The organism is Micromonospora avicenniae, from assembly GCF_900156065.1.
GTDB lineage: Bacteria > Actinomycetota > Actinomycetes > Mycobacteriales > Micromonosporaceae > Micromonospora > Micromonospora avicenniae.
The window spans coordinates 12,437-34,974 of the sequence record NZ_FTNF01000026.1 but is presented as its reverse complement, the minus strand read 5'-3'; the positions used below and the strand labels follow the sequence as shown (position 1 = coordinate 34,974).

Here is a 22,538-nt window from a genome sequence, read left to right as displayed (position 1 = left end):
GGCAAGTCGGCCTGCCGCATCTGTTGGCCCCGCACCTGACTTCGACAAGCATCCGGTAACCCGCTACGTGGAGCACTGGAAAGATCCCAGTTCGGCCGTCGACCAGCACAACTGGCCGCTCGGCTGATGTTTATGAACCTTGCCGGCGGTCGGCGGCCGTACGCAGGATCAAGACATGCCGAACATCGACTCAATCTGGAACGCCATCGCCCTCCACGCAGGACAGGACTTCCGAACGGTCACCGGCCTGCCGTTTCGCTATGTCGTTGACGGCGATCGGCTGATGCCAGACCGCACCGACTATTGGATCCATCGGAGCCAGGTCCATGCAGCCCTGGAACTGTGGCCGGTCACCGGACCAGGCGCACTGAACAAGGTGGTTCGAGGACCGAGCTACCTGTACGCCCTCCTCGCTGATCGGCGCATCATGCCGGACTCTTGAGACGTCATAGCAACTCCGGTACACCGCGGAGCAGGGTCAGCGCCGAGCGGTCAGAGCTGAGCTGGGACAGCTCGGCGTTGATGAAGTCAGTGAAGAACTCGGCCGGTGACCCGGGGAATGCGGGGTGCTCGCCCGAGTGCCACTGATGCAGCCACGGCTCGATCTCGACCAGTCCGGCGAGCAGCGGCAGCAAGCGATGCGCCGACCACGCCTCCTGCGTCTTCCGGTCAAGGTAGACGGTGGCGAGCGCCTGCGCCTGCGCCAGGTGGTCCCACCCGGTCCAGCCGAGCAGTTCACTGCCGTCGCTGTCCCGCCCCGCCTGCGGGTACGAGATGAACCGCTCCTTCGGCACGTCGAGCTTGCCCCGTGCCCGCCAGTACGACGGCCGGACGAAGTCCGCCGACGTGTACTTCGGCGGCACCTCGATCTCGACCTTCTCCCCCGCGTCCTCCCTGCGCTGCAACGCCCACGTCCGCTCCCACTGCGCCCGCTTGCGCAGCCCGGACGGCTTGTACCGCTGTGCCGGCAGGTACGGCACATGCTCGTCGGCAACCAGCAGGCCGAGGGTCTTTGTCAGGTCGTAGTTGTCGTGTCCGACCCACAGGTCCAGCACCGCCCGGAAGTCCTGGTCGCTGCCGACCCGGTCGGCGAGCTGCGCCACCGACAGCGGCATGGGCTGACCACGCCACACCTCGGGCGTCTCCAACCGATCGAGCAGCCAGTCCCTCAACGCGGCCTTCTCCTGCTCAGCCCAACTCCACCTCTCCTTGTCCCGCTTCTGCGACCAGCGCCGCTTACACTCGGGCCGCTCAATTAGCTTGATGTGTTGGTTGGACTCGATCATGGCGATCCGCCGCTCAACCAAGGATCGGTACTCCGCCGACCAGTGCGGTTGCGGCCGATCGATCGACTTTGACTCATGCCTGTCAAACCATGCTGTCCGTGCCCCACTGGCACACAGGATAATCTCAAAGGCCCGCTCGCCCAATGCCAGCTCAGGCGGGTTCTCGCACGTCAAGTCCTCATCGATGAGCCCGTAAAGGCGGTAAACTTCCCAGTCCAACTCCTCTTGAAGCGCAATCATCCGCGCTCGCACCGACTGGTACTCCGCTTCAGCCTCAAGAAGTCGTTGTCGAGTGGGCACTCCAGATGAGGCGACCGCCGCAGGGCTGGAGTCTGACAGCCGCTGCGCCAGCCCATTCAATTCCCGTGCCCGCCCCAACGGGTACTTCGAGGGCAATGGAAACTCCTGCAACTTGGTTCCTGTGAGCTCGTAACGCTCTTCCCAGGCTTCGTCTTGCATTCCCCGGCCAACGCCGCCGCCCGCCTTCGGCTGGCTGACCTGCTTGAGCCAGAAGCAGGCGGTAGAGCTGTTCAGCAAACCGAGCAGCTTCAGGTAGTCATCGGGCGTTGCATGTTCTCCCAACTGCAACAACGTCGCGTGACGATTGAAGACCTTGCCCCCCACCTCGAGGACGAAGTGGTTATGAGTTGAAATGTCAGCAAAGGCGATGGAGGTCCCTCGGCGGTATCGCTTGTCAAAGAACATCGAGAACTCATACCACTTCAATCCTCGCTGAATTTGGGTCGCTCCGTATGCAACGCGATCTTGCAGTCTTCTTCTTGCGAGCCAAAGCACACGCGCAGCACTCGGAGCCAACTCTGGCTTCAGGGTCTTCTCGTTATAAGGCCACAAGACATCTTCAGGCGCATGAATTGCCCAATCGCGTACGTCCTCGCCCTCGACGAAAGGCCGCCGGAATCTCTCTGGCACACCTAGACGGTCCAGCGCACCCCGGCTGAACATATAAATGCCGTCCTCACGGGTCACGGCCCCGCTCCCGATATCAACGGAGAGGTCCGCCAAACGACCAGCGGAGGCAGCATTCAGCAAGTCCATGACGCCACTAGCACCACCACCGGAAAGGCTCCAAGGGTGATTAAGAATCCGGCTCCTGGGTAGATCCGTAACGCTGACCCAGTCGGACTCAGATCCTGGCTGGTCCACTTGATCGAGGATTGCTCGCCAGACGTGACCGTCTGCGGCATTGTCAGGGGTCGTCGGTTCACCTCGAATGCCGAGGACAGTGCGGACCACTGGTGACCGACGACGTTTGTTAGCACGACCGATCAAAATCGCGGTCGGCGTACCGTGTCCCGGGATGTAAGCGCCTGAGGTGTCGATCACCTCGGTGAGCTCGACCTCATGTGCAAAGTAATCGTTAATTAGCTTCTTTCCAAATTCACGCTTCATGAAGCCGTTGCCGGTGATCTGGCCTACATAGCCGCCACCCTCACCGTGCTCATCAGACGACTTAACTAAGTCAAAAAACCGCTTCGCGAAAGGAACTGTCAGCTGATACTGCCTATGACAAACAGTCGGATACAGTTCCCGGTATCTCTGGTTCCGTGCAGGGTCGGAGACTGTGATGTAGGGCGGATTCCCTACCACCACCGTATACTGGCCCGGCCGAAGATAGGGCGTCAGCAGATCGTCGTCCTCACTTGCGAAAGCGAATGGCTTCTCTGTCTGCCACTTGAACACGTCGGTCTGTTCGACCGTCTTACCCGCCCCCCACGGAAGCAACGAGTCACCCGTCGCCACTCGGACCGGAAAGGCCGGAGTCCGTTCAAGCCGGTTTAACTCACACGCCTTCATCGCGGCGATCAGCAGGCGAAAGCGCGCGATCGCCACTGCGAATGGGTTGATATCAACCCCGGTTACCTGCCCCAGCGCCCGTTCCGCCAGTATTTTGACGTCGGTCGCCGGCTCCCGATCCCGCCACTTATCGAACAGGCGATGAAACGCTCCGAGCAGGAAATGGCCAGAGCCGCAGGTCGGGTCGATGACCTTCGTCGCCGGTAGGCCGAACTCCCGGACGGCCGGCTCGAACGTTCGATCAAGGATGAACTTCTCTACAAAGGGAGGCGTCTGAAGCAACGCATACGTCTTTTGGGCGTGGGCCGACAGATGTTCATATAGGTCACCAAGATCCCGCGTGTCAAGCTTCGGATCACGTAGGGAAGCGGATCCCGCGCCTCGGCGGAAGAAATCGCTCAACTCTTCGGCGGCCGGGCCGGAGATGTCGAACCGCCAGGCCGGGTTGTGCCCGTCGAAGATCTTGCCGGTGGCCTTCAGGCCGCGCAGGTAGGCGAACGCCTCCCGAAGCCAGTGCCGGTCGTTGTGCCGGGGGTTGGCGATCAGGTACGCCTGCCGGTGCTGCACCGCCCGCTCGGCGGGCGCGGCCGGGTCGGCGCCACCAATCCACAGCCCGTCAACCAGCGAGTTGTCCTCGCAGAAGCGGACGAACACGCAGCCGAGCACCCAGGCCACCGCCGCCTGGTCGAGCACGTCCTCCAGCCAGGTCTCGAAGCTCGCCCCGACCCGCTCGGCCGCCTGCGCCCTCGCATGTTCCTGCCGCAGCTCGGCACGCAGGTCCGGCGCCTCTGCCACCTGCCGACGGAGGTCGTCCACCAGGTTCTTGACCTGCGCCTGCAGCGCCTTCAGCTCGATCACCGCTAGATCCTAAGGTCTGCGCCCGCGTAGTCCGCTACTCCGAGTCGTCGTCGGCCATACCTTCCATATTGCCGCCGACCGGCACGTCAAGGCGAGCGGCGAAGATCCGAAGCCGTTGCGCCAGATACTCGGTGCGGTCGTCGACGAAGATCTGGTTACCGTTGCCGCCCTCGCACAGTCGCCGCCACGCCTTGAGCGGGATGCCGTGGCTCTCCAGGATCTGCTCGGTCATCGACCGGCCGACCAGGCCGTTCTGGTGCGGGTTGCCGTCGAACAGATCGGGCCCTCTGGTGGGGCTCAGACCCTTGAGCGCCGCGAGCACGCCGATGTTCGGGGTGGTGGGGAAAATCAGCCGGTTGGCCGGGCGGCTGTCCTTCGGCACGACATGCTTGAAGACCTGGATGTCGGCGGTGGCGAGCAGCTTCACCACGTCGAACGGCTGCCCCAGCATGTCGAGCCGGCGGGGGAACTCCAACGCCTCCCAGGTCACGTATGCCTTGGTGCGGGCGCTGTTGAGGTTGAACAGCTCCGGCATGGGCTGCACATCGCTCGGATCCGGCTCCAGGTCACCCTCGCCGATGCCGAACGACCGCATCTCCCCCAGCGCCTTCCGGAGGGTGGTCGACGTCGCCCCGGCGAACGCGCTCGACCACGAAGTGAACCAGAACCACCGGCGTAGCCGGTCGTACTGCCAGCCACTCGGCTGCGGACGGACGTGGAAGAGCATGGCCAGCAGGACGAGCTGGTGCGAGTACGGCAGGAACCGCGCATGCGGCACGCCGACCCCGGTCCGCAGGAACTGCGCGGCCAGTCGCACCGCCTGCGCGGTCTGCGGTAGGGCGTCGTGCAACCGGTTCTGCACATAGTCGGCCACCAGGCTCCACCGGGGCGACATGATGTCCGCTTCGCCGGCGATCGCCAGCAGCGACCGGAACACCGCGAGCCGCGGTAGCTCCCCGAAGCCGGTGTCGGCGATGGCGGTGACGATGTCGTCGATCCGGCTCGCGAGGGAGGGCTGTTCCTTCCGGTACGTGAGCGCGGAGACCATCTGGTCCGGGTCCATCCGCGTGCCGGTGCGGTTGAGCCGGGCGTAGACGTTCACCGCCTGGTCCAGGCTGGCCCCCTGCAGACGTACCAGGGTCAGCTTGTAGCCCTTGATCCGTTGCGTGACCGCCTCCGCCTCACGGATCAGCGCATCCGCCTGGCGGGTGTCTCTGACTTCCAGCTCCACCCGGTGGAAATGCCGGAGGAAGTTCCGGGTCCGCATCACCGCGGCCAGCGGCAGCAGGTGCGGCGCGAACTTGCCGGATCGGTGATGGCGGTACCGGTCCGAGCCGAGCGGATCGGGACGCAGGTCGCGGTAGATCTGCCAGATCCAATCTCGCTCGTCCTCGGCTGGCCCGTCACGCAGGGGCCGGTTCAAGACACCGAAGAGAGTCGACACTCGCTGGTGACCGTCCAGCAGGTAGGAGATCTGCTTGCCGGCCGGCGGCGGTGGGACTTCCAGGCCGCCGATCCGGTCCAGCGACGGCACCTGCACGTCGGTCTGCCAGAGCAGCAGGCTGCCGATCGGGTAGCCGCGCTCGATGCTGTCGAACAGCTCCAGCATCTGTGCGGGCCGCCACACGAAAGGCCGCTGGAAGGCCGGCACCCGGATCTCGCCTCGGCCGATGCCGCCCAGGAGGTCATCGACGAGTGCGATGGTCGGGTCGGGCCGAATCTCGGCCTGGTCGGCGCGCATGGCCCCCAGTCTCCTACAGGATCCGGTGGATCATCGCGAGCAACTCCCGCAGCTCCGCCACGACGTCCGGTCCCAGCTCGGCGAAGTCATCCTCGGCCAGCGCCAGATCGGCCGGGAAGACCCGCTTGGGCACGTGGCAGCGGCGCTCCTTGAACCAGGTCTTGAGGTGCAGGTAGCCCCGCTGCTCCGGCTCGATGGCCCGCAGTGCCTCGACGTGGTCTGGCCGGTGCACGAAGTGGTGTTCCCAGATCCGGAAGGGCGCGTAGTTCTCCATCATCCGCCAGGCCAGCAGATGCACCTCGGCGACGCCGTGCTCTCGGCACTTCTGGACCTTGTCGTGGTTGCGACCGGCGTGGCCGGCGTGTTCGCGGTCGCTGTCGAACAGCACCGCCACTCGAACGAGAACCGTGAAGCCACTTCGCTCGTCGGCCGCCAGCTCGGGGATGTCGCCGCTGCCCCCGCCGTGGCTGAAGCAGAGCCACTGCCGGCCCGGGGACAGCGCCTCCACCACCCGGTGGTCGCCGAGAGCCGCCGCAACCGCCCGGACGAAGCCACCATCGGCGATGCGGTTCTCCACCACCAGGGTGGCGGGCCGGCGCAGGTCCGCCACGAACTCCTTGAGCTTGGCGGCGGTGATCTGGGCGACCGCCGGCGCGTCAGGGGCCGGGTTCGCCGCCTCGACCAGCGCCTTCTGCACGAACTCGGAGAGCACCGGGGCTTCCTCGTTGGCGAACCGTTCGGCGCTGAGCGCGACGGGCAGGGTGGGCCGCCACTCGTGTTGTCCCTCGATCACCATCGCCAGCAGGTGGATCACCGACAGCCGATCGCCGGAGGTGAAGACCTCGGGTTCGATGTCAAGACGCATAGCCACCCTGCCTGAGCTGTGCGGCCGCGAGCGCCCGTACCTCATGGTAGTCCTGGGAGAAGTAGCCCTCGGGCCAGTCGTCGTCGAGGTTGCCCAGCCGGTCGATGCCGACCTGCCGTACGTCGGAGACACCGTCGTGCTGCTCGACGACGTACACCGCCACCATCTCTGGTGGACACCCCTCGGCGATGTGCCGTCGCAGTCGCAACAGCAGGGTCTCGCTGTGGGTCTCGATGAGGAAGCGGGTGCCGGTGGCCCGTGCGGTGCTCAAGTAGAGATCGGCCAGCGCGGCGTGGGCACCGGGGTGCAGGTGCATCTCCGGCTCCTCGATGATCTGCAACGCCGGCGGTGCGTCCACGCCGCGCAGTTCGTCCAGCGCGCACTGCACCAGAATCGGGAGCACCTGGGACAGGCCGGTGCCCGTGTCCGCCAGGTTGACCCGCACGCGGCTGCCGCTTCGTGTCAACACCGTCGACCACAACGGCCCGGCCTCGATCTCCTCAATCCGCCAGCCCGGCACGATCGCCGCCAGCCGCTCGTTGACGTTGGCGAGCAGCGCGCCACCGTTGCGCGCCTGGTCATGAGCGAGGATGCCGAGGGTGCCCTGTCCCTGCTCACCGATGCCCCGGGGCACGCCGAGCGGCAGTCGGTGCTGCCGCTCGGGCCGGTCCCGGTACGCGCTGAGAAAGCGGATCGGCCCCAGAGTCAGGCCGTTGCGCCGTTCAGCGAGGAGCCGCAGTTCCGGGATGCCAGCCGGGCTGGGGCGTAGCCCGGCGAACGGCACCGCCCGCACAACCGGCGTCCGCCCCGACACCTGAATCTGGTACTGGAAGCCCTCGTAGCCGTCGGTCATCGTCGGCTGCCAGGAGAGCACGAACTCCTGATCCGCCAACGCGACCCGGAGGTCTGAGACAAAGGCTGTCCGCTCCTCGTCGACCAGTTGAACGGTCGCGTCCATCGAGAAGGGAGTCGGACCGTCCACCTCGAAGCCGAGGAAGAACCTGCCGTGCGGGCTCTGCTCGAAGACCAGATCCGCGAAGCCGTCCACCGGCTGCGGTTCGAGCCGGTCCAGGTCGAGCGGCGCGGTGCTGGTGGTGCCGAACCCGGTCGCGATGACCAGGGGTGCCCGGGTGAGCACGCTCTTGCCGGAGTTGTTCTTGCCGAGCACCACCGTCACCGGGGCCAGCTCGATTTCCTGCCGGTCCCGGAAGCAGCGGTAGTTCTCCAGCACGATCTTGCGCAGGGGCATTCCTAGAGTCGTACCACAGAAAGTGAGCGGCCACTGACCCACAGACGTCCATTCTGGAATCGTCTTACCAGCCGCCGCCTGCCTCCGAGCCGGACGCCGCCTGGCACTGACGTGAGGGCGGCTCCACGGCGTGGAGCCGCCCTCACGTCATGCTGCTGATATGCCTACGGGGCGGTGCGGCGGAGCCGCCCGACCCACCACGAGTGGGCGATCAACATGTTGTGATCGTCGCGACGCACCAGGACCCGCAGGGTTGGGGCGTTCGCTGAGGAGTCAAACACCTGGTCGGCACGCCGGATATCGGCTTTGTGCAGGTGCGCGACACCGCGCACGGCATCGAGGTCGTCGACGGTTGCCCGGGCCGACTTCTGCCCGGGCTTCGGGATGAGCGCGGCGTAAAGGTTGGCGTCCAGGTCACTCTCGGCGAATTCGAGCAGTGGATAGTAGGAGTTCGCACTAGTGGTCTGCCGGAGGAACACCACGACCCGCCCCCGATCCGCCCGTCGGTACGCCGCGCGTCCCCCCTCCTCGGCACCTACGACGAAGACGTACTCGTTGTCGTCGCACCGCACCGTGTACCGGATGGCGTCGACGTACTTCGCCTCCCCGGTTGGCCAGCGGTAGGTGAACGACCGTGGGGTCAACGGCTGCGCATCGACAACCGAAAAGTCGATCGACCCGGCTGCATTCGTCGCGTCGTCCACCCCGGCGGGTTGGCCACCCTGCGAGTCATGATCACCGAGCAGAGCTTGGATACGTGAAGATGCCCGGGCGATGCCGTCGAGAAGGATCTCGATCTCGGAACGGGCCTGGTCGGAGATGTACATTCCACCCTCCAAGTAAGAACTACTTGAGAACAGTGTCTTTCACTTACAGGCCACTAAGCAACACTCTGGAGGAGTTATTATTACTTGAAGGACGGGTCCGGTAGGTAACCCGGGCGCCTCGGCCTGCTCACGTCCGGTTGAGCTGCCCTCTGGAGGCCGTTTGCCGAAGGGATGCTGCTGCGTCGGCTACGGTACGGCCGTGTCGTGGCTGACCAGAACGAGGTGGATCCTTATCGGGGCCGCCCTGCTGGCTCTTGCTGTCGGTGGCGGCCCGTTCGTGGAGTGGCGCTGGCCGCAGTTTGCCGACCGGTCCCCGTTGGCCGCCAACATCCTCGCCGGAGCCATGCTGGTTCCGCTTGAGCTCTACGTTGCGGGCGTGCTGTTGACCGGCTGGCAGGACCGCCGCCGGCGTCGGCAGTGGCAGGTAGCCGCCGCTGAACTTACTGATGCGGTTGGTGCCACTTGGGAACGGCTACGTGACCTGCTCGTGTACCAGTACACCGTCCAGGATGTGACAGGACCGCTCAGCTGGATCAGAGACGCTCGTGAATCGTGGGAGCACCTGCACCGACAGGAAGCCGCCCGCCCGGGTCACGACCCGTGGGCCGAGCGGCCCACCTGGCAGCTAGTGCTCTGACCACGAACGTTCACGGTGTTGGGTGACACGCCGTCCGGCCTGTCGGGCTGCTGGCCTGGTGGCGGTCAGGCTGTGGCGGTGGCAGAACCCGTTCGCGTTCGGCGGCTCAGTGACCAGGAGGGTCAGCAGCTGCTGAGGATTACTCGTAGAGGTACCGGTTCACCGATCCGGCTTCGGCGGGCGATGGTCGTGCTCGCTTCGGCTGGTGGGAACACCGTGCCGGCGATCGCCCGTCTGGTCCAGGCTGACGAGGACACGATCCGGCAGGTCATCCACCGGTTCAACGAGATGGGGATGGCCAGCCTGGACCCTCAGTGGGCGGGTGGCCGTCCCCGCCAGATCAGTCCTGACGAGGAACAGTTCATCGTCGAGACGGCCAACACCCGCCCCGAAACGCTGGGGCGGCCGTTCACCCGCTGGAGCATCCGCAAGCTCGCCGACCACCTGGGCTCGCATGCCGTTCGGCGGGTCCGTGTCGGGCGGGAACGGCTGCGGCAGATCCTGCACCGGCACCGGATCACCTTCCAGCGGACCAAGACGTGGAAGGAGTCCACCGACCCGCACCGCGATGCCAAGCTCGCCCGCATCGAGTACGTCAGCGCCCGATTCCCGCAGCGAGTGTTCGCCTTCGACGAGTTCGGGCCGCTGGTGATCCGCCCCCAGGTCGGGGCCGGGTGGGCGCCGGCCGGGCACCCGCGCCGGTTGCCAGCGAACTACCACAAGCTGCACGGCGTCCGGCAGTTCCACGGCTGCTACTCCGTCGGTGACGACCAACTCTGGGGCGTCGTCCGGCGCCGTAAGAGCGCCGCGAACACCCTCGCCGCGCTCAAGTCGATCCGCGCCGCTCGTCCGGACGGGGCGCCGATCTACGTCATCCTGGACAACCTGTCCGCGCATAAGGGCTCGAAGATCCGAGCGTGGGCGGCTCGGAACAAGGTCGAGCTCTGCTTCACCCCGACCTACGCCTCCTGGGCCAACCCGATCGAGGCCCAGTTCGGGCCGCTACGCACCTTTGTCATCGCCGGCTCGAACCACCCCAACCACCAGGCCCTGACCCGGAAACTGCAGGCCTACCTGCGCTGGCGCAACGCCAATGCCCGCCACCCCAACGTCCTGGCCGCCCAACGCCGCGAACGCGCCCGCATCCGCAGCGAACGACAACGACGCTGGGGCCAACCCACCACCCGAGCGGCCTGACCCCCAACACCGCGAACGTTCGTGGTCAGAGCACTAGCTGAAGGCGCCACCGACGTGATCAGCCGCGTCTCCGCTTTGTGGATGCTCATGTGGCCTGCCGGACTTCACCACGACTGGAAGCTGCTCCATCGCAAGCTCACACGGGTTCTCGTCCCGCGCCTATCCACCGACAATCCGGACATGGTCTCCGCTGGTCGAAAGCTTGTCGATGCCATCGGCGACCTGCACGACCTCGTAGATGAGCTACTCAGGCAAGACAACGCGTTCGACCTGCCCGTACCCCCCGAGGAGGATGATCCGACAGCCAGCGACCAGACGTCAGGTCCGGAGCCGGATGACGATGGCTGGACGATCTGGATCGCTGACGGCGAGCCCGAGCAGCGAATGCGTAACCTCGACGACCTCGCCTCTGCCTTTGTCACCGCCCGTCAGGTTGTCGAACGGGGCGACCGGCTCATGGCCCTACTGCTCGCGGCAGACCCGCGGCGGTATCGCATGGCCTTCCTCGTCCGACCAGCCCGCCTTGACGGGCCGCGACGAACTGCCTTCGATGAGATCGAAGAGTCGTGGGTGCCCCCGCAACCCCGATCCGAACAGGTCGCTCCCGCAGTCGCCGCCGACACCGGCTGAGGCAACGCCATCCCGCGTTACGGTTTCCTGCCTGCCGGCAAGTGCACCGCCTCAATCCAGTCGCCGGCTAGCCAGAGCGACTGGCTGGCCGGGGACGTCAGCGGCACCTGCACCCCATCCAGCAATGCCGGCTCGGGGCGGCGGGCCGGGATCAGCAGCAGCCGGGCAGCCGGCCGGGGCCGGGTCGGGTCGGCCAGTTCCTGGAGCAGCCCGAGCTGCCCGTACCGGGTCAGCGGCGCCGCTTCAGTGAGCAGCACCGGCCCGTCGGCGGCGGCGATGGCGGCGCTGACCGCCGGCACCACCTGGTGTTTGACCAGGTCGACCAGGCTCCGGAAGTCCGCGTCCTGCGGCGAGCCGTTGTCAGCCGACACGATCGCCTCCCACGGAAAGCCGAGCGAGCGCAGCCGCTCCAGCAGGATGGCCGTGACGTCCACTTCGGTCAGCGACAGCCGGGCCAGCAGCGCCCGCCGGGCCGGGCCGAGCCGGCGCAGCGGCGCCAGCACCGCCAGGAACGCGCGCCGCTCGATGGCAGAGGCCAGCTTGTCCCCCACCTCGTCGGCGGCGGTGAGCCCGAGCAGCGGGGCGTGGGTGCTCGCCAACCGGGTGCCGGTCACCGAGGCCGCCGTGCTCGCCGGCCCATACGCCTGGTCGTAGGCATGCCAGGTCAGCGGCACCTCGGCCGTCGCGAGCAGGTCGGTTAGGGCGGGGCGGTTGGGCACCTTCTCCGCCCGAGGGAAACGGCTGTGCACCCGGTCGCGGATCTGCTTCTCGCTGAGCCGCTGGCCGATCAGGCTCCCCACCGACAGCCGCAGCGCCCGCTCCGCCGACATCTCCACCGGGTAGAGCTGCCCCTGCGCGTTGACGTCGACCCGGTCGTTGCTTCCCGCCGCCGCGAGCTGCAGCAGCCGCAGGTCGGCCATCGCCGGCATCCCCGTCGGCGCGGGCAGCCGGCGTAGCTCGTCGACGGCGCGTTGCCGGGTCGGCAGCGGGTCGGCGGCGGCCAGCTCGGCGGCCCGGCCGCCCAGCTCCACCACGTACCCGAGGAAGTCGGCGGCGGTGACGTCGGACGCCGGGTCGTCCGGCTCCCGGCCGACCAGGACGGTGCCGGAGGCGCGGAACCGCTGGATCGCCACCCGGGCGTCCCCACCCGTGCTCAACTCGGCCTCGACGGCGGCCCGGACCAGCCCGATCGCCTGCGGCAGCCGCTTCGGCGCGGGCGTGTAGGAGCCGCGGGCGGCGATCAGCGCCTGAGCCAACTCCTCGGCGGACATCACCGCGCCGCGGGCGTCGAGCAGCGCCACGATCTCGTTGCGCACCGCCCCCAGCGCCGGATTGTCCAACCAGACCCGGGCCTGGTTGCGAAGCAGCACCGAGATCTGCGGTTGCTTCTTCCCAGCGGCTCGGGCGACGTCGCTCTGCGCCGGCCAGCACAGGAACGTGCCATCGTCGGTGGGGGCCTGCCCGAGCAGCAGCGCCACAGTGCGGTGATTGCGGGACGAGGCGGCCGGCAGCAGAGTCGCGCACAGGGCCTCGACGCCCTGCGCCAGTGCCCGCTCGTCGGTGGGCTCCCGGTCGGACTCGGAGGGCAGCACGGCGCGCAGCGCCCGCGCCTGGGCGAGGATCTCCTTGCGGGTGGCGTCCGGTACGCCCTTGGCCCGTGTCAGCGCCGACGGTTCCGCGTCCAGCAGCTCACCGACGGTGTGCAGGCCGAGCCGTTCCAGCGCCGAGCGGGCCCGGGCAGTCAGCTCGGTAACCTCCAGCGGCGACTCGCGGGTCAGCCCCACCACCGACGGCATCGGACCGACCGGAGTTACGGCCGGCTGCGGGACTTGCTGGAAGATGGCTCGCCAGGCGTCGGTCATCTCGTCGACCGTGTCGAACCGGGCCGAAGCGTCCCGGGCCAGCGCCCGGCCGAAGAACTCCACCAGCCGGTCGGCTACCGCCGGGTCAAACGCCGCCGGGTCGAGCGTCACCTCGTCGCTGATCGCGGCCGGGTTAGCGTTGTCGCCCCACCTGGGCAGCACGCCGGTCGCCATCTCGTAGAGCACGACGGCCGCGGCGAACCGCTCGGCCGCCGCGTCGAAGCGCAGCCGGCGCGGGGGGCCGAGGAACGGGTCAAGGTAGCCGACGGTGCCCGCACCGAGCTGGTCGGCGGGAGCCGCCGAGAGCGAGAAGTCGAAGACGCACAGGTGCGGTTGCTTGTCCTTCGGCCTCGGCCGGGCCGCCAGGTTGGCCGGCTTCAGATCACGGTGCCAGACACCCTGGCTGTCCAGGTAGTTGACAATGTCGAGCAGGTCCCGCCCGTACCGCTCCAGCAGGTCCAGCGCGAGCCGGCCACCGCGCAGCTCCTCGGCGAGGGTCCGCGGCCCGGCGCTCTCCATCAGCAGGGCGGTCCGGCCGCCGACCCGCACCGGGCCGTCGACCAGCGCGGCCACCTGGGGATGCTTCAACTTCGCGAGGGTACGCGCCTCCGCGGTCAGCCGTTCCTCGTGCTGCTCGTCGCGGGCCACCTTCAACACCAGCTCGCGGGACTCCCCGACCCGGTTGACCAGCAGGGCGACGGCGGTGGCACCAGAACCGAGCCGGTCCTTCACCTCCAGGCCGCCGTCGAGCAGGTCGCCCCGGTGGGCCGAAAGGGGATCGGCCACCGGCTCCGGCTCCGGAGCGGTCAGCTCCTCCCACACCTTCTCCAGCCCGGCGCGAATCGCCGACACACCGGCGAGCCGCTGCCCGGGGTCGCCCCGGGTCGCGTCGTAGACCAGCTTCACGAGTTCGAGCGGCATGCCGTCGACCGCGGCGTCCAGGTGCAGGCCGCCGTCGCGGACCGCGCTGACCAGCTCCTCCGGCGTGGCGGCCGGGGCCGCCCCAGCGAAGATCCGGTACGCCAGCGCGCCGAGGGAGAACACGTCGAGCTGATGGCCGGGCAGGCGGGTGGCGTGCTCCGCCTCCGGCGCCTGGTAGCGGCGGACCTCGTCGTCGAAGAACAGCTCCAGGCTGGCCGGGTCGCTCGACGGACCTAGCCGGGTGAGCTGGGTACTGCCACTCAACCGTCCACCGGTCTGCCAGTCGGTCACCACCAGCGTCGGGCGCGACCCGTCGGGGTCGCCCACGTAGATCGCCCGAGGCGAGAGCGCCCGGTGGGCCAACCGGCGGGAATGCGCGTAGTCGATGATCTCGGCGAGATCCTGAACCAGTTGCAGCCGCTGGGCCAGAGTCAGCGAGTCACCACGGCGCAGCAGCCACTGGTCGAGGCGTACCCAGTCCGGCTGGTGGTCGAAGACGACCGCCGGGCCCCAGGCGTGCTCGACCAGGTCGTGCGCCCGGGCCACCCCGGGGTGGTGGATGCCCTGCAGCAGGCGGAACTCCCGCTCGGCCGCCCTGCGGATGGCCGGCACCTCGTGCTCCGCGGCCCGACTGGTCAGGTAGAACCGCACCCGGCGCACCAGCGAGGTGTCCAGGGCGTGCCCGGCGAGGAAGTCCTGCCAGCCGAGCCCCTCCGCGAACGGCTTGGGGTGCAGCAGCAGTTGGCCGATTTTCCGGTCCGCCACCGACGGCCGGATCTTGGCTCCGCGCACTAGCTCGACGATCTGCCGCCCGCGCGCCTCGTCCACCCGGTGCGCCGGGTTGCGGGGCTGCGTGATCAGCAGATCCTTCAGGCCGGGCAGCCCGGAGTCGTGCCCCTCCAGGCCGTAGACGTGCTGACCGCCGATCGCGTCCAGGCTCGCCCGCATGCCCCTGGCGTGCAGGAACACCGCCGCGCCGACGTAGGGCGACTGGCCCTCCCTGCCGTGCTGGCGGGCGTAGTAGCGGATCAGGCTGGCCAGCCGCTTCGCCTTGCGGTTGGCCAGGATGTACGGGTTGTCCTCGGGGATGAGCCGGGAGTTGGGTGCCCGGCGCACCCACTGGGTGCCGTCGCCGCGGATCTCCCCCTGCCAGTGCTTCAGCTCCAGCACGTAGAGCCCGCTGGGGGTGAGCACCAGCGCGTCGACCTCGTTGATCGACCCGTCGGCGCCGACGAACTCGACGTTCGCCCAGACGTGGTACGGGTCGGCGTCGGGCAGGTAGCTGGCCAGCTCACGCAGCCCGTCCTGTTCCCAGGTGTAGGAGCTCGCGTTGATCTGCTCCCAGCGCGGCGAATCCTCACGCATGCACTGGCTCCCTTGACCTCCGTCTGAACTCTGGCACCTTACCTGCTCTCCCAGCAGCTGTTACTACGAGCAACGCACTGTCCACGCCCACCGTCAAGAGCAAACCGCCAGCGCATGCTGCAACTCAGCAGACGGTGAGCCACGGCGTATCCCCGCTTCCCGGAGCGGCGACCAACCAGGCAGGCGTGACGGCCCCAGAGCCGGCAGTCACGCCGGTCGCGGCAGCTTGGCAGCGAGAGACGATTCGGACGTTGGCGTTGCTAGGGACAGCGCCGAAGGGTCACCGCCGGCATGAACTTCATCGATGGAAATCGGCGGCACTGTTATGGGAATCGCCAACCCCGCCGCCAAGCCCCGCATGAACCGCTCCATAATCCGCCGGGCAGGCCGGGATGTGAGGGAAGCTCGTCGTACGAGCATCCACCGAACAGCACGAATCGCCGCCCGCTCCGCAGCAGCCGTCACGCGGACCGCTGCAACGGAATGCCAGCGTCTCGCCGCGACCCCGAAGCAGTGCGGTGTTGGATGTAGCTGGAGTTATTGACCTCTTCTGAACTTGGCCCACTTGGCGGCTGTGCGCTGGGCGACGATCCGTGCTCCTGTTCCGTTCATGCGCCAGCGTGCAACCGGGAGGCTGACGTCGAAGATGTCGGCCACGTCTTCGTCGGTCCTGTGCTCCTTGGCCGCCTTGTATGCCGCTGCTTGGGGCAGGAGCAACTCGGCGCCGAGTTCGGCGGCTTCCCACTCCTGGTCCTTGTTGGTGGGGTTGGCGCAGCCCCGTCGCCCCTCCGCGCTGAACATGACCCGGTCGAACTCGTGCTCGAGGAGCACGTGGGCCATCTCGTGGGCGATGTTGTATCTGCGGCGGCGCGGCAGGTGTGCGGTGTTCTCGACGATGAACTGGCCCGCCCCGGCGGGAACGAGCGCAGCCGACCAGACGTCCGGACGTTCGGAGGCGAAGAAGATGACCGACTCTTCTGGACAGCCCACCGCGACAAGGCCCTCCAGCGGGTGCACGTCGACTCCGTGCTCACGAGCGAGGTCGTAGGGGCAGAGCCGGTCGTATTCGGTGAGGCCGAGGTCGGTCGTGCGGATGTCGATCGCTCGGCGCCGGATCTCGGCCTTGGAGAGCCTCTTGGCCACGTGTCACCGGTTCCGAGCCGCGCGTTGGGTGGCGTGCAGCTTCATGGCCGCCTCCAGCACGTTCTGCAGGTGCTGCTTCTCCTCCTCGCCGAGGTCTTTGCGAGCCCGGAGAAGTACCCCTACCTCGGCGAGGAGCTCGGGCTGTTCGTCGTCCTGGCTCGCCCCTTCCTCGGAAATCCAGAATTTCTCCGCCGGCATCTTCAGCCACTGCGTGAGGGTCATGAAGGCGTCGGCGTCCGGCCGATAGCCGTTGGCCAGGCGGGTCATCGTCGAGGGACTGCACCCCACCTCAGCGGCGAGTTGTCGCCAGGAGAGGTTCTTGCTCTTCCGCGCGGCGTCGAGGGCGGCGTACAGCGCCGGCACGTTGATCCTGGTCTGGGCCATGGGCGGGACATCTCCTCGCAGGGTTGCGCGAACCACCTTTCTACCACCGTTCGACATGTCGAACGCTCGCGTGGTAGCGTTGATCTCGTTCGACAAGTCGAACGGTGTCCTACTTGTAGGACATCCACCGTACCTGCTGCGCTCCAACCGCAGCAACGATCTGAGGAGATCAATATGACGACCAGCGCCGCCGAGAGCGTCAACGAGAACCAGCGCCCGCCCCGGACCATCACGGTCTCGGTCAACAACCAGCAGGTCGAGTTGCCCGAGCACCGGGTCACCGGCCTGGAGATCAAGCAGGCCGCCATCGCGCAGGGCGTCCACCTCCAGCCGAACTTCCAGCTCTCGGTCAAGCGAGGCAACCGCTACGAGGTCGTCGGCGACAACGACACCGTCACGGTCCACCCGAACCAGGAGTTCCTCGCCGTCGCGCCGGACGACAACTCGTGACCGCGTTGACTCCCGCGGTCGCCACAGCGGTCGACGCCCTCCGGGAACACTTCGCCGGCAAGCCGGTCGAGGTCACCCCGGACGGCGCCGGCGGCGCCTTCGTGATCGTCAACGACATCGAGGTCGGCCCCAGCTACACCCCGTCGACCACCTGGCTGGGCTTCCAAGTCAGCGCCGCCTACCCGAGCGCGGACGTCTACCCCCACTACACCGGGAAGCTGACCCGCACCGACGGGCAGCCCCACGGGCCAGCCATCCAACAGGTCGACTGGCAGAACCGGCCGGCCATGCAGTTGTCCCGCCGCTCCAACGGCTGGCGGGCCGGGATCGACAACGCGGCACTCAAGGCCGAGAAGGTGATCACATGGCTCGTCACCCAGTGAACCCACCGACCGATGGCTGGAGCCTCACCCTGCCGCCCCGACTCTGGGCCGCCTTGGCCGATCACCTGTTCCGGGGCGACAAGGAGGAGCACGGCGCGGTCATCCTCGCCGGACGCGCTGACGGCCCTCGCGGACCTCGCCTGCTAGCGCGGGAGCTGATCATCGCGAAGGACGGGATCGACTACGTTCCCGGCGAGACCGGCTACCGGGCACTCGCGCCGTCCTTCGTGCGCGACGCCGCCGTCCGGGCGCGGAACGAAGGGCTCGCCTACCTCGCCGTCCACAACCACTTCGGCGATGTCAGGGCCGGCTTCTCCCCCATCGACCTGGCCAGCCACGAGCGGGGTTACCCGGCGCTGCGGCAGATCACCGGGCAGGTCGTCGGTGGACTGGTCTTCACTCCCCAGGCCGCCGCGGGTGACCTGTGGTTGCCCGACGGGTCCCGCGTCAACCTGGCGGAGACCGTCATCCCCGGCGGAAACCTCATCCGCCTGCGGCCTCGGCCCGCCCGCGAGGGAGCGATCAACCTCGTACATGACCGGCAGGCGAGGCTCTTCGGGCAGCTCGGCCAGGAGTCCCTTAGCCGCATGCGGGTCGCCGTCGTCGGCCTCGGCGGAGTCGGCAGCATCCTCGTCGAAGGACTCGCCCGACTCGGCGTCGGCAACCTTCTCCTGATCGACAACGACACCGTCGACGAAACCAACCTGCCCCGGCTCCTAGCCGCCGAGCGCGACGACATCGACAAACCGAAGACCGTCCCCGCGGAACGCAACGCCCGACGGGCCAACCCCCAAATCCGTCTCACCGTGCTCGAGGAGCGAGTCGAGACCAGCAGGGCGAGGCAGGCCTTGACCTCCTGCGACTGGATCTTCCTCGCCGCGGACAGCCACTCCGCCCGCTTCTGGGTCAACGCCACCGTGAACCAGTACTTGATCCCTGCCACCCAGATCGGCGTCAAGATCCCCGTGGACGACCAAGGCAACGTCGGCGAGATCCACGCCGTTAACCGGTTCTTCGTCCCGGGAAGCGGCTGCATGTGGTGCAACGGCCTCATCGACCCGACCGAACTCGCGATCGACATGCACCCCGAACACGAACGGGCCGCCGCCCGCTACGTGGCAGGCGTCCCAGCGCCCAGCGTCATCGCCCTCAACGGCCTCGTCGCCATGGAGGCCATCAACCACTTCATGCTAGCCACCACCGGCATGCACCACGACGCCGGCGACACCACCTCCACGATCCACCTTCCTCGACAGCGCAAACGCTCAGCCCAACTACCACGCCAAGACGAGCACTGCCCATGGTGCTCCCCACACGGGCACCTCGGGCAGGGTGAAACCTGATCAGGCTGAGACCCAGGACTGCGTCAGTACCCGGCCCGGCGCACGAGGGCGGATGCGCGGTCCGCTGGCCGACGGTCACGTGGAAGGGCGGAGGGCGATGTCCCGGCCTGGGCCGATCTACTCGGCGTCGCTGACCGCGTTGGCGGAGGCGTTCGATTCATGGGCGCTTCTCCTCTGCGACGTAGACGCTGAGGAGAGCCACCATGCGGACGAAGGCCTGCTACGCGTCGGGGTGAGATCGCTGAAGTTGTGACCGCACGGATTGCGCCGTCGATGACCAACGCATGGTTGCGGAGCAGACGCTCGCCCGATGCACGCTCCGCTGCTGGGGCGGACGGCTGTAGTATCAGCGCATGCGCACTCAAAGTGCGCACCGATGCGGAAAATCTGTGTCCGAGGGGGGACTTGAACCCCCACGCCCTATACGGGCACTAGCACCTCAAGCTAGCGCGTCTGCCATTCCGCCACCCGGACTTACTCATCCAGCCTACCGTGTCGGCCTCGGTGATCTCGTCACCCGATGGCCGCCCCGGCGGGCCGCACGGGGAGTTACTGTACACGGCCGACGTGGATCATGCACATCGCGCTCCCCCGCGCCGCAAGGCGCGTCGTTAGCCCAGGTCACGGCGCAGCCGTCCGCCGCGCACACACGTCCGGGTAGCGTCCGAAGGCGTTCTACCGGCAGCATGACCATGTGTCCCATCCCTCCCCTCTGGCCGCCGTTCAGCACCAGGCGCTCTCTCTGCGTGCCGCGGGCGACTTGACCGCTGCTCGTCGGGTGCTGACCGAGGCCGTCGAGTCGGCCCGCCCGCCGTACGGGAAAGACCACCCGGACGTGCTCAACACCGCGCACCTGCTGGCCCGGCTGCACCGGGAGGCCGACGACCCGCTCGCCGCGCGTCGGGTGCTCGAGGAGGCGTACACCGCGGGTGAGCGCCGCTGGCACCCGAACGACCCACTGATGCTCGCCCTCATCTACGACCTGGCCGGTGTCTCGGAGGAGCTCGGCAATCGGCACGAGGCTCGCCGCAACTACAGCCGGATCGCCGCCGCCGGACCGACGGTGCTCGGCGCGGACCATCCAGCGGTACGCGCGGCGCACCAGTACCTCGCGCAGCACGCCGGCGCCGCCCCGCCGGTCGCCCATCCGGCTGCCCCGGCACCGCCGGACCCGGCCCAGGCCGGCGCGATGGCGGCCCTGACCGGCCCGACGCTGGCGTTCAAGGCGCTGCCGCCGATCCAGCGCACCGGTCCGTCAGCGCCCGGTAACCAGCCCCCGGCGGTGCATCCGCCGGCCGCCGTACCGCCGCCGGCGGGGCGGACCCCGCCGGTCTCGCAACAGGCGCCCGGTGCCGCGGTGCCGTGGGCGCCGCAGCCCGGCGCCTCCGCTGCCCCGCCCCCGCCGCAGCCCGTCGCCCCGGTCCCGCCTGCGGCCGCACCGGTTCCACCGGCCACGCAGAGCGCCGCCGCAGTACCGTCCCCGCTCCCGCCGCAGCCCGGCACGCCGGTCCCGCCCCCGCCGGCCACGCCGGGTGCCACCGCGGTACCGTCCCCACCCGCGTCGCCCTGGGCGCCGCAGCCCGGCGCTGCCGTCCCGCCATCCGCTCCTCGGCGGCCCGGTCCGGCCGAGCCGCCGCCTCCGCCCGCCACGCCGTGGGCCCCATCCGCGCCCCTGGCCCCCGCCGGACACTTCCCGTCACCGACCGCCCCTGTGTCACCGGTGACGCCCCCGGTCCCGGCACCACCGGCGACCCCGGTCGCACCACCCCCGCCGCCGGTCGCGGCGCCGACGCAGCCCACCGCGCCGCCCGGGCACGTCGCGCCGCCACCACTGGTCACCCGGGCAGTGCCCCCGCCTCCGGCTCCCACCACCGGGCCGGCACGGCCAACCGTGCCCCCGGTCGCTGCGCCGCAGGCGCCCGGCAGCGTGCCGCCACCGCGCTCCGGCGTACCGCTGCCTCCGCCCCCGGCAACCCCGGCGCTGCCGCCACGCCCGGTCGGGCCTCCGCTGCCCGGAGTGCCGATACCTCCGGCCGTGCCGCCGCGCCCCGGCGCCTCCGCGGCGCAGCCCGTAACCGGGCCGGTGCCGCATCCGGTGCCGCCTGACCGAACGGAGACCGGTGCGGAGTCCGGCCCGGCCCGGCCCGAGCCCCGGCAGCCAGCTCCCGACGCGCCCGGCGGACGGGCCGCGGGCGGCCAGACCCCGTCCCACCCGGCCAGCGCCGGCTCGCCCGGGTGGGACAAGCCGACGATCCGAGTGCAGCAGATCGAGCCGCTGCTGGCCGACGAGATCGCTCGGGCCAGGGCAGGCCAGCGTGATCGAGTCCAGGAGCCGGGGCCGGAACCGGCCCGCCCGGACGAGGCTGGACGGGTCTCACAACCGGAAGGCCCGCCCGCGGTCGGCGGAACGCCCGGCCAGTCAGTTCCGACGTCGGCTCCGGCTGCCCCCGCGCGGCCGGTGAGCGCCCCGCCTCACCAGCCGGGGCCAGGGCCCGTGCCGCCGCCGGTCAGCGCACCACCCCACCAGCCCGGACCGGGATCCGCCCCGTTCGACGAGCACGGGCTCTGGCCGGGCCACACGCAACCGGCCGCGGTGCCGCCGGCCGTCGAGTCGCCGCCGACCGGCGGACCGGCGGACGGCGTGCCTGCGGGGTACGCGCCAGCAGCCGGCGGGGCGGGCGGTGAGTCGCGGCCGGCCGGCGAAACACAGGTGCCGGCGTGGGGTGAGAACGCGCCGCAGTGGGGCGCCACCGCCGAGCTGCAGGTGCTGCCGACCGCTCAGGCAGGCGAGGCCGCCTCGCCGACAACGGTGGATCCGCCCGCGGCACCCGCACCCGCACCTCAGGTAGGCGGGGCCGCCCGGCCGGCACCGGCGGATCCGCCCGCGGCGCCCGCACCGGCGCCTCAGGCCGACCCGGCGCCGCACCCGTCGACCGTGCCGGTGAACTTCTCGGCGAGGCAGGCGAAGACTGCGGCACTGCCGCGGTCGACGCCCCGGGTCCCTGTCGCGGAGGTGGCCGTTGACCCGTCCGCCCCGGGCACCCTCGCGGGTGAGCCGCCGTACCCGCCGCTCGGCTCGACCGACCCGATGTTCGAGGACGCGGGAAAGCGTGGCCGAGGCCGAGCGGCGACGACAATGGCGGTGACCGCGGCCGTGGTGGTGGCCGCAGCGGCGGCGGCGACGGGTGTGGGCGCGATGGTGCTGAGCGGCGAGGGTGGGTCGACGGCGAGCACGCCGTCGGCCGCGGAGTCGACGGTGGCCGGACCGCCCCCGGGCGACGTACGGCTGCGCGACGAGAAGAGCACGATCACGTTGACGTGGGCGGACCCGTCCGGCGGGAAGGTGCCGTTCACGATCGTCGGCGGTCGCGCGGGGCAGCCGATGCGGGCGATGGCCACGGTGGACCCGGGCCAGACCAGCTACACGGTGAACGGGTTGAATCCTGGGCTGGACTACTGCTTCACGGTGCTCGCGGCTTGGCCGACGGGGACCTTCGCCACGTCCGCTCAGGTGTGCACGGGACGCGCGGGCGGCGCTCTGCCGAGGTGACCTGAAAGGTCTTCCGTACACGCTCGGTGTCC

The 22,538-nt window shown here is 69.0% G+C and carries 16 protein-coding genes and 1 tRNA gene; 8 read left to right on the top strand and 9 right to left on the bottom strand.

All coding sequences use genetic code 11. The annotated features are described in order from the left end of the window. Positions 1-175: 175 nt before the first annotated feature. Entirely contained in the window at positions 176-442 is a 267-nt protein-coding gene (locus tag BXA10_RS26510; RefSeq protein ID WP_076473577.1) for a hypothetical protein, read from the top strand. Positions 443-446: 4 nt separating this feature from the next. Here the strand turns inward: BXA10_RS26510 and pglX are convergent, their stop codons facing one another. From pglX to BXA10_RS26485, 5 genes are all read right to left on the bottom strand, one after another. Continuing rightward, positions 447-3,959, bottom strand: coding sequence for a BREX-2 system adenine-specific DNA-methyltransferase PglX (pglX, locus tag BXA10_RS26505; RefSeq protein WP_076473576.1), 3,513 nt, complete (start codon positions 3,957-3,959; stop codon positions 447-449). Positions 3,960-3,993: 34 nt separating this feature from the next. Continuing rightward, positions 3,994-5,700, bottom strand: a complete 1,707-nt coding sequence (locus BXA10_RS26500) for a DUF262 domain-containing protein (protein WP_076473575.1) — start codon at positions 5,698-5,700, stop codon at positions 3,994-3,996. A 13-nt stretch (positions 5,701-5,713) separates the two neighbouring features. Continuing rightward, complete coding sequence (locus tag BXA10_RS26495) at positions 5,714-6,565, bottom strand: hypothetical protein (RefSeq protein WP_076473574.1); 852 nt, start codon at positions 6,563-6,565, stop codon at positions 5,714-5,716. Beyond that, positions 6,555-7,814 (bottom strand): DUF3696 domain-containing protein, encoded by a 1,260-nt coding sequence (locus BXA10_RS26490; protein ID WP_076473573.1) that lies wholly within the window; start codon positions 7,812-7,814, stop codon positions 6,555-6,557. The genes BXA10_RS26495 and BXA10_RS26490 overlap by 11 nt, the downstream gene beginning before the upstream one ends. Positions 7,815-7,978: 164 nt before the next feature. Next, positions 7,979-8,641, bottom strand: a complete 663-nt coding sequence (locus BXA10_RS26485; RefSeq protein WP_076473572.1) for a hypothetical protein — start codon at positions 8,639-8,641, stop codon at positions 7,979-7,981. 199 nt (positions 8,642-8,840) lie between these two features. Between BXA10_RS26485 and BXA10_RS26480 the strand changes: the two genes are divergently transcribed. The 3 genes from BXA10_RS26480 (at position 8,841) to BXA10_RS26470 (ending at position 11,105) form a co-directional block, all read left to right on the top strand. Continuing rightward, the gene (locus BXA10_RS26480) at positions 8,841-9,278 is read left to right on the top strand and encodes a hypothetical protein (protein WP_076473571.1); all 438 of its coding nucleotides are present in this window, start codon (positions 8,841-8,843) and stop codon (positions 9,276-9,278) included. 78 nt (positions 9,279-9,356) lie between these two features. Then, positions 9,357-10,475, top strand: coding sequence for an IS630 family transposase (locus BXA10_RS26475; protein ID WP_245828521.1), 1,119 nt, complete (start codon positions 9,357-9,359; stop codon positions 10,473-10,475). A 54-nt stretch (positions 10,476-10,529) separates the two neighbouring features. Continuing rightward, entirely contained in the window at positions 10,530-11,105 is a 576-nt protein-coding gene (locus BXA10_RS26470) for a hypothetical protein (protein WP_076473569.1), read from the top strand. Positions 11,106-11,122: 17 nt separating this feature from the next. On the opposite strand, the gene pglW is transcribed toward BXA10_RS26470, so the two are convergent. The 3 genes from pglW to BXA10_RS26455 all read right to left on the bottom strand — a co-directional run bounded on the left by pglW (position 11,123) and on the right by BXA10_RS26455 (position 16,780). Continuing rightward, on the bottom strand, positions 11,123-15,253 hold the full coding sequence (pglW, locus tag BXA10_RS26465; RefSeq protein ID WP_076473568.1) for a BREX system serine/threonine kinase PglW: 4,131 nt from the start codon (positions 15,251-15,253) through the stop codon (positions 11,123-11,125). Between the two features lie 537 nt (positions 15,254-15,790). Then, the gene (locus tag BXA10_RS26460) at positions 15,791-16,396 is read right to left on the bottom strand and encodes an ImmA/IrrE family metallo-endopeptidase (RefSeq protein ID WP_076473567.1); all 606 of its coding nucleotides are present in this window, start codon (positions 16,394-16,396) and stop codon (positions 15,791-15,793) included. Between the two features lie 3 nt (positions 16,397-16,399). Beyond that, complete coding sequence (locus tag BXA10_RS26455) at positions 16,400-16,780, bottom strand: helix-turn-helix domain-containing protein (RefSeq protein ID WP_076473566.1); 381 nt, start codon at positions 16,778-16,780, stop codon at positions 16,400-16,402. A gap of 174 nt (positions 16,781-16,954) precedes the next feature. Here BXA10_RS26455 and BXA10_RS26450 point away from each other — a divergent pair, with 174 nt between their 5' ends. The 3 genes from BXA10_RS26450 to BXA10_RS26440 are packed head-to-tail and all read left to right on the top strand — an operon-like array spanning position 16,955 to position 18,956. After that, entirely contained in the window at positions 16,955-17,230 is a 276-nt protein-coding gene (locus BXA10_RS26450) for a multiubiquitin domain-containing protein (RefSeq protein ID WP_076473565.1), read from the top strand. Further along, a complete protein-coding gene (locus tag BXA10_RS26445; RefSeq protein WP_084753343.1) occupies positions 17,227-17,613 on the top strand; it encodes a hypothetical protein in 387 nt (128 codons plus the stop codon). Before BXA10_RS26450 ends, BXA10_RS26445 begins: the two co-directional genes overlap by 4 nt. Further along, the gene (locus BXA10_RS26440) at positions 17,595-18,956 is read left to right on the top strand and encodes a ThiF family adenylyltransferase (RefSeq protein WP_076473564.1); all 1,362 of its coding nucleotides are present in this window, start codon (positions 17,595-17,597) and stop codon (positions 18,954-18,956) included. Before BXA10_RS26445 ends, BXA10_RS26440 begins: the two co-directional genes overlap by 19 nt. A 390-nt stretch (positions 18,957-19,346) precedes the next feature. Here the strand turns inward: BXA10_RS26440 and BXA10_RS26430 are convergent. Continuing rightward, positions 19,347-19,430 (bottom strand) — tRNA-Leu (locus tag BXA10_RS26430). Positions 19,431-19,650: 220 nt separating this feature from the next. On the opposite strand from BXA10_RS26430, the gene BXA10_RS32755 reads away from it, so the two are divergent. Further along, a complete protein-coding gene (locus BXA10_RS32755) occupies positions 19,651-22,506 on the top strand; it encodes a tetratricopeptide repeat protein (protein WP_076473562.1) in 2,856 nt (951 codons plus the stop codon). Positions 22,507-22,538 lie beyond the last annotated feature (32 nt).

Coding starts and splice junctions, on each gene's coding strand:
- BXA10_RS26485 (WP_076473572.1), bottom strand. CDS start 8,641: ATGTACATCTCCGACCAGGCCCGTTCCGAGATCGAGATCCTTCTCGAC.
- BXA10_RS26495 (WP_076473574.1), bottom strand. CDS start 6,565: ATGCGTCTTGACATCGAACCCGAGGTCTTCACCTCCGGCGATCGGCTG.
- pglW (WP_076473568.1), bottom strand. CDS start 15,253: ATGCGTGAGGATTCGCCGCGCTGGGAGCAGATCAACGCGAGCTCCTAC.
- BXA10_RS26510 (WP_076473577.1), top strand. CDS start 176: ATGCCGAACATCGACTCAATCTGGAACGCCATCGCCCTCCACGCAGGA.
- BXA10_RS26450 (WP_076473565.1), top strand. CDS start 16,955: ATGACGACCAGCGCCGCCGAGAGCGTCAACGAGAACCAGCGCCCGCCC.
- BXA10_RS26440 (WP_076473564.1), top strand. CDS start 17,595: ATGGCTCGTCACCCAGTGAACCCACCGACCGATGGCTGGAGCCTCACC.
- BXA10_RS26500 (WP_076473575.1), bottom strand. CDS start 5,700: ATGCGCGCCGACCAGGCCGAGATTCGGCCCGACCCGACCATCGCACTC.
- BXA10_RS26490 (WP_076473573.1), bottom strand. CDS start 7,814: ATGCCCCTGCGCAAGATCGTGCTGGAGAACTACCGCTGCTTCCGGGAC.
- BXA10_RS26455 (WP_076473566.1), bottom strand. CDS start 16,780: ATGGCCCAGACCAGGATCAACGTGCCGGCGCTGTACGCCGCCCTCGAC.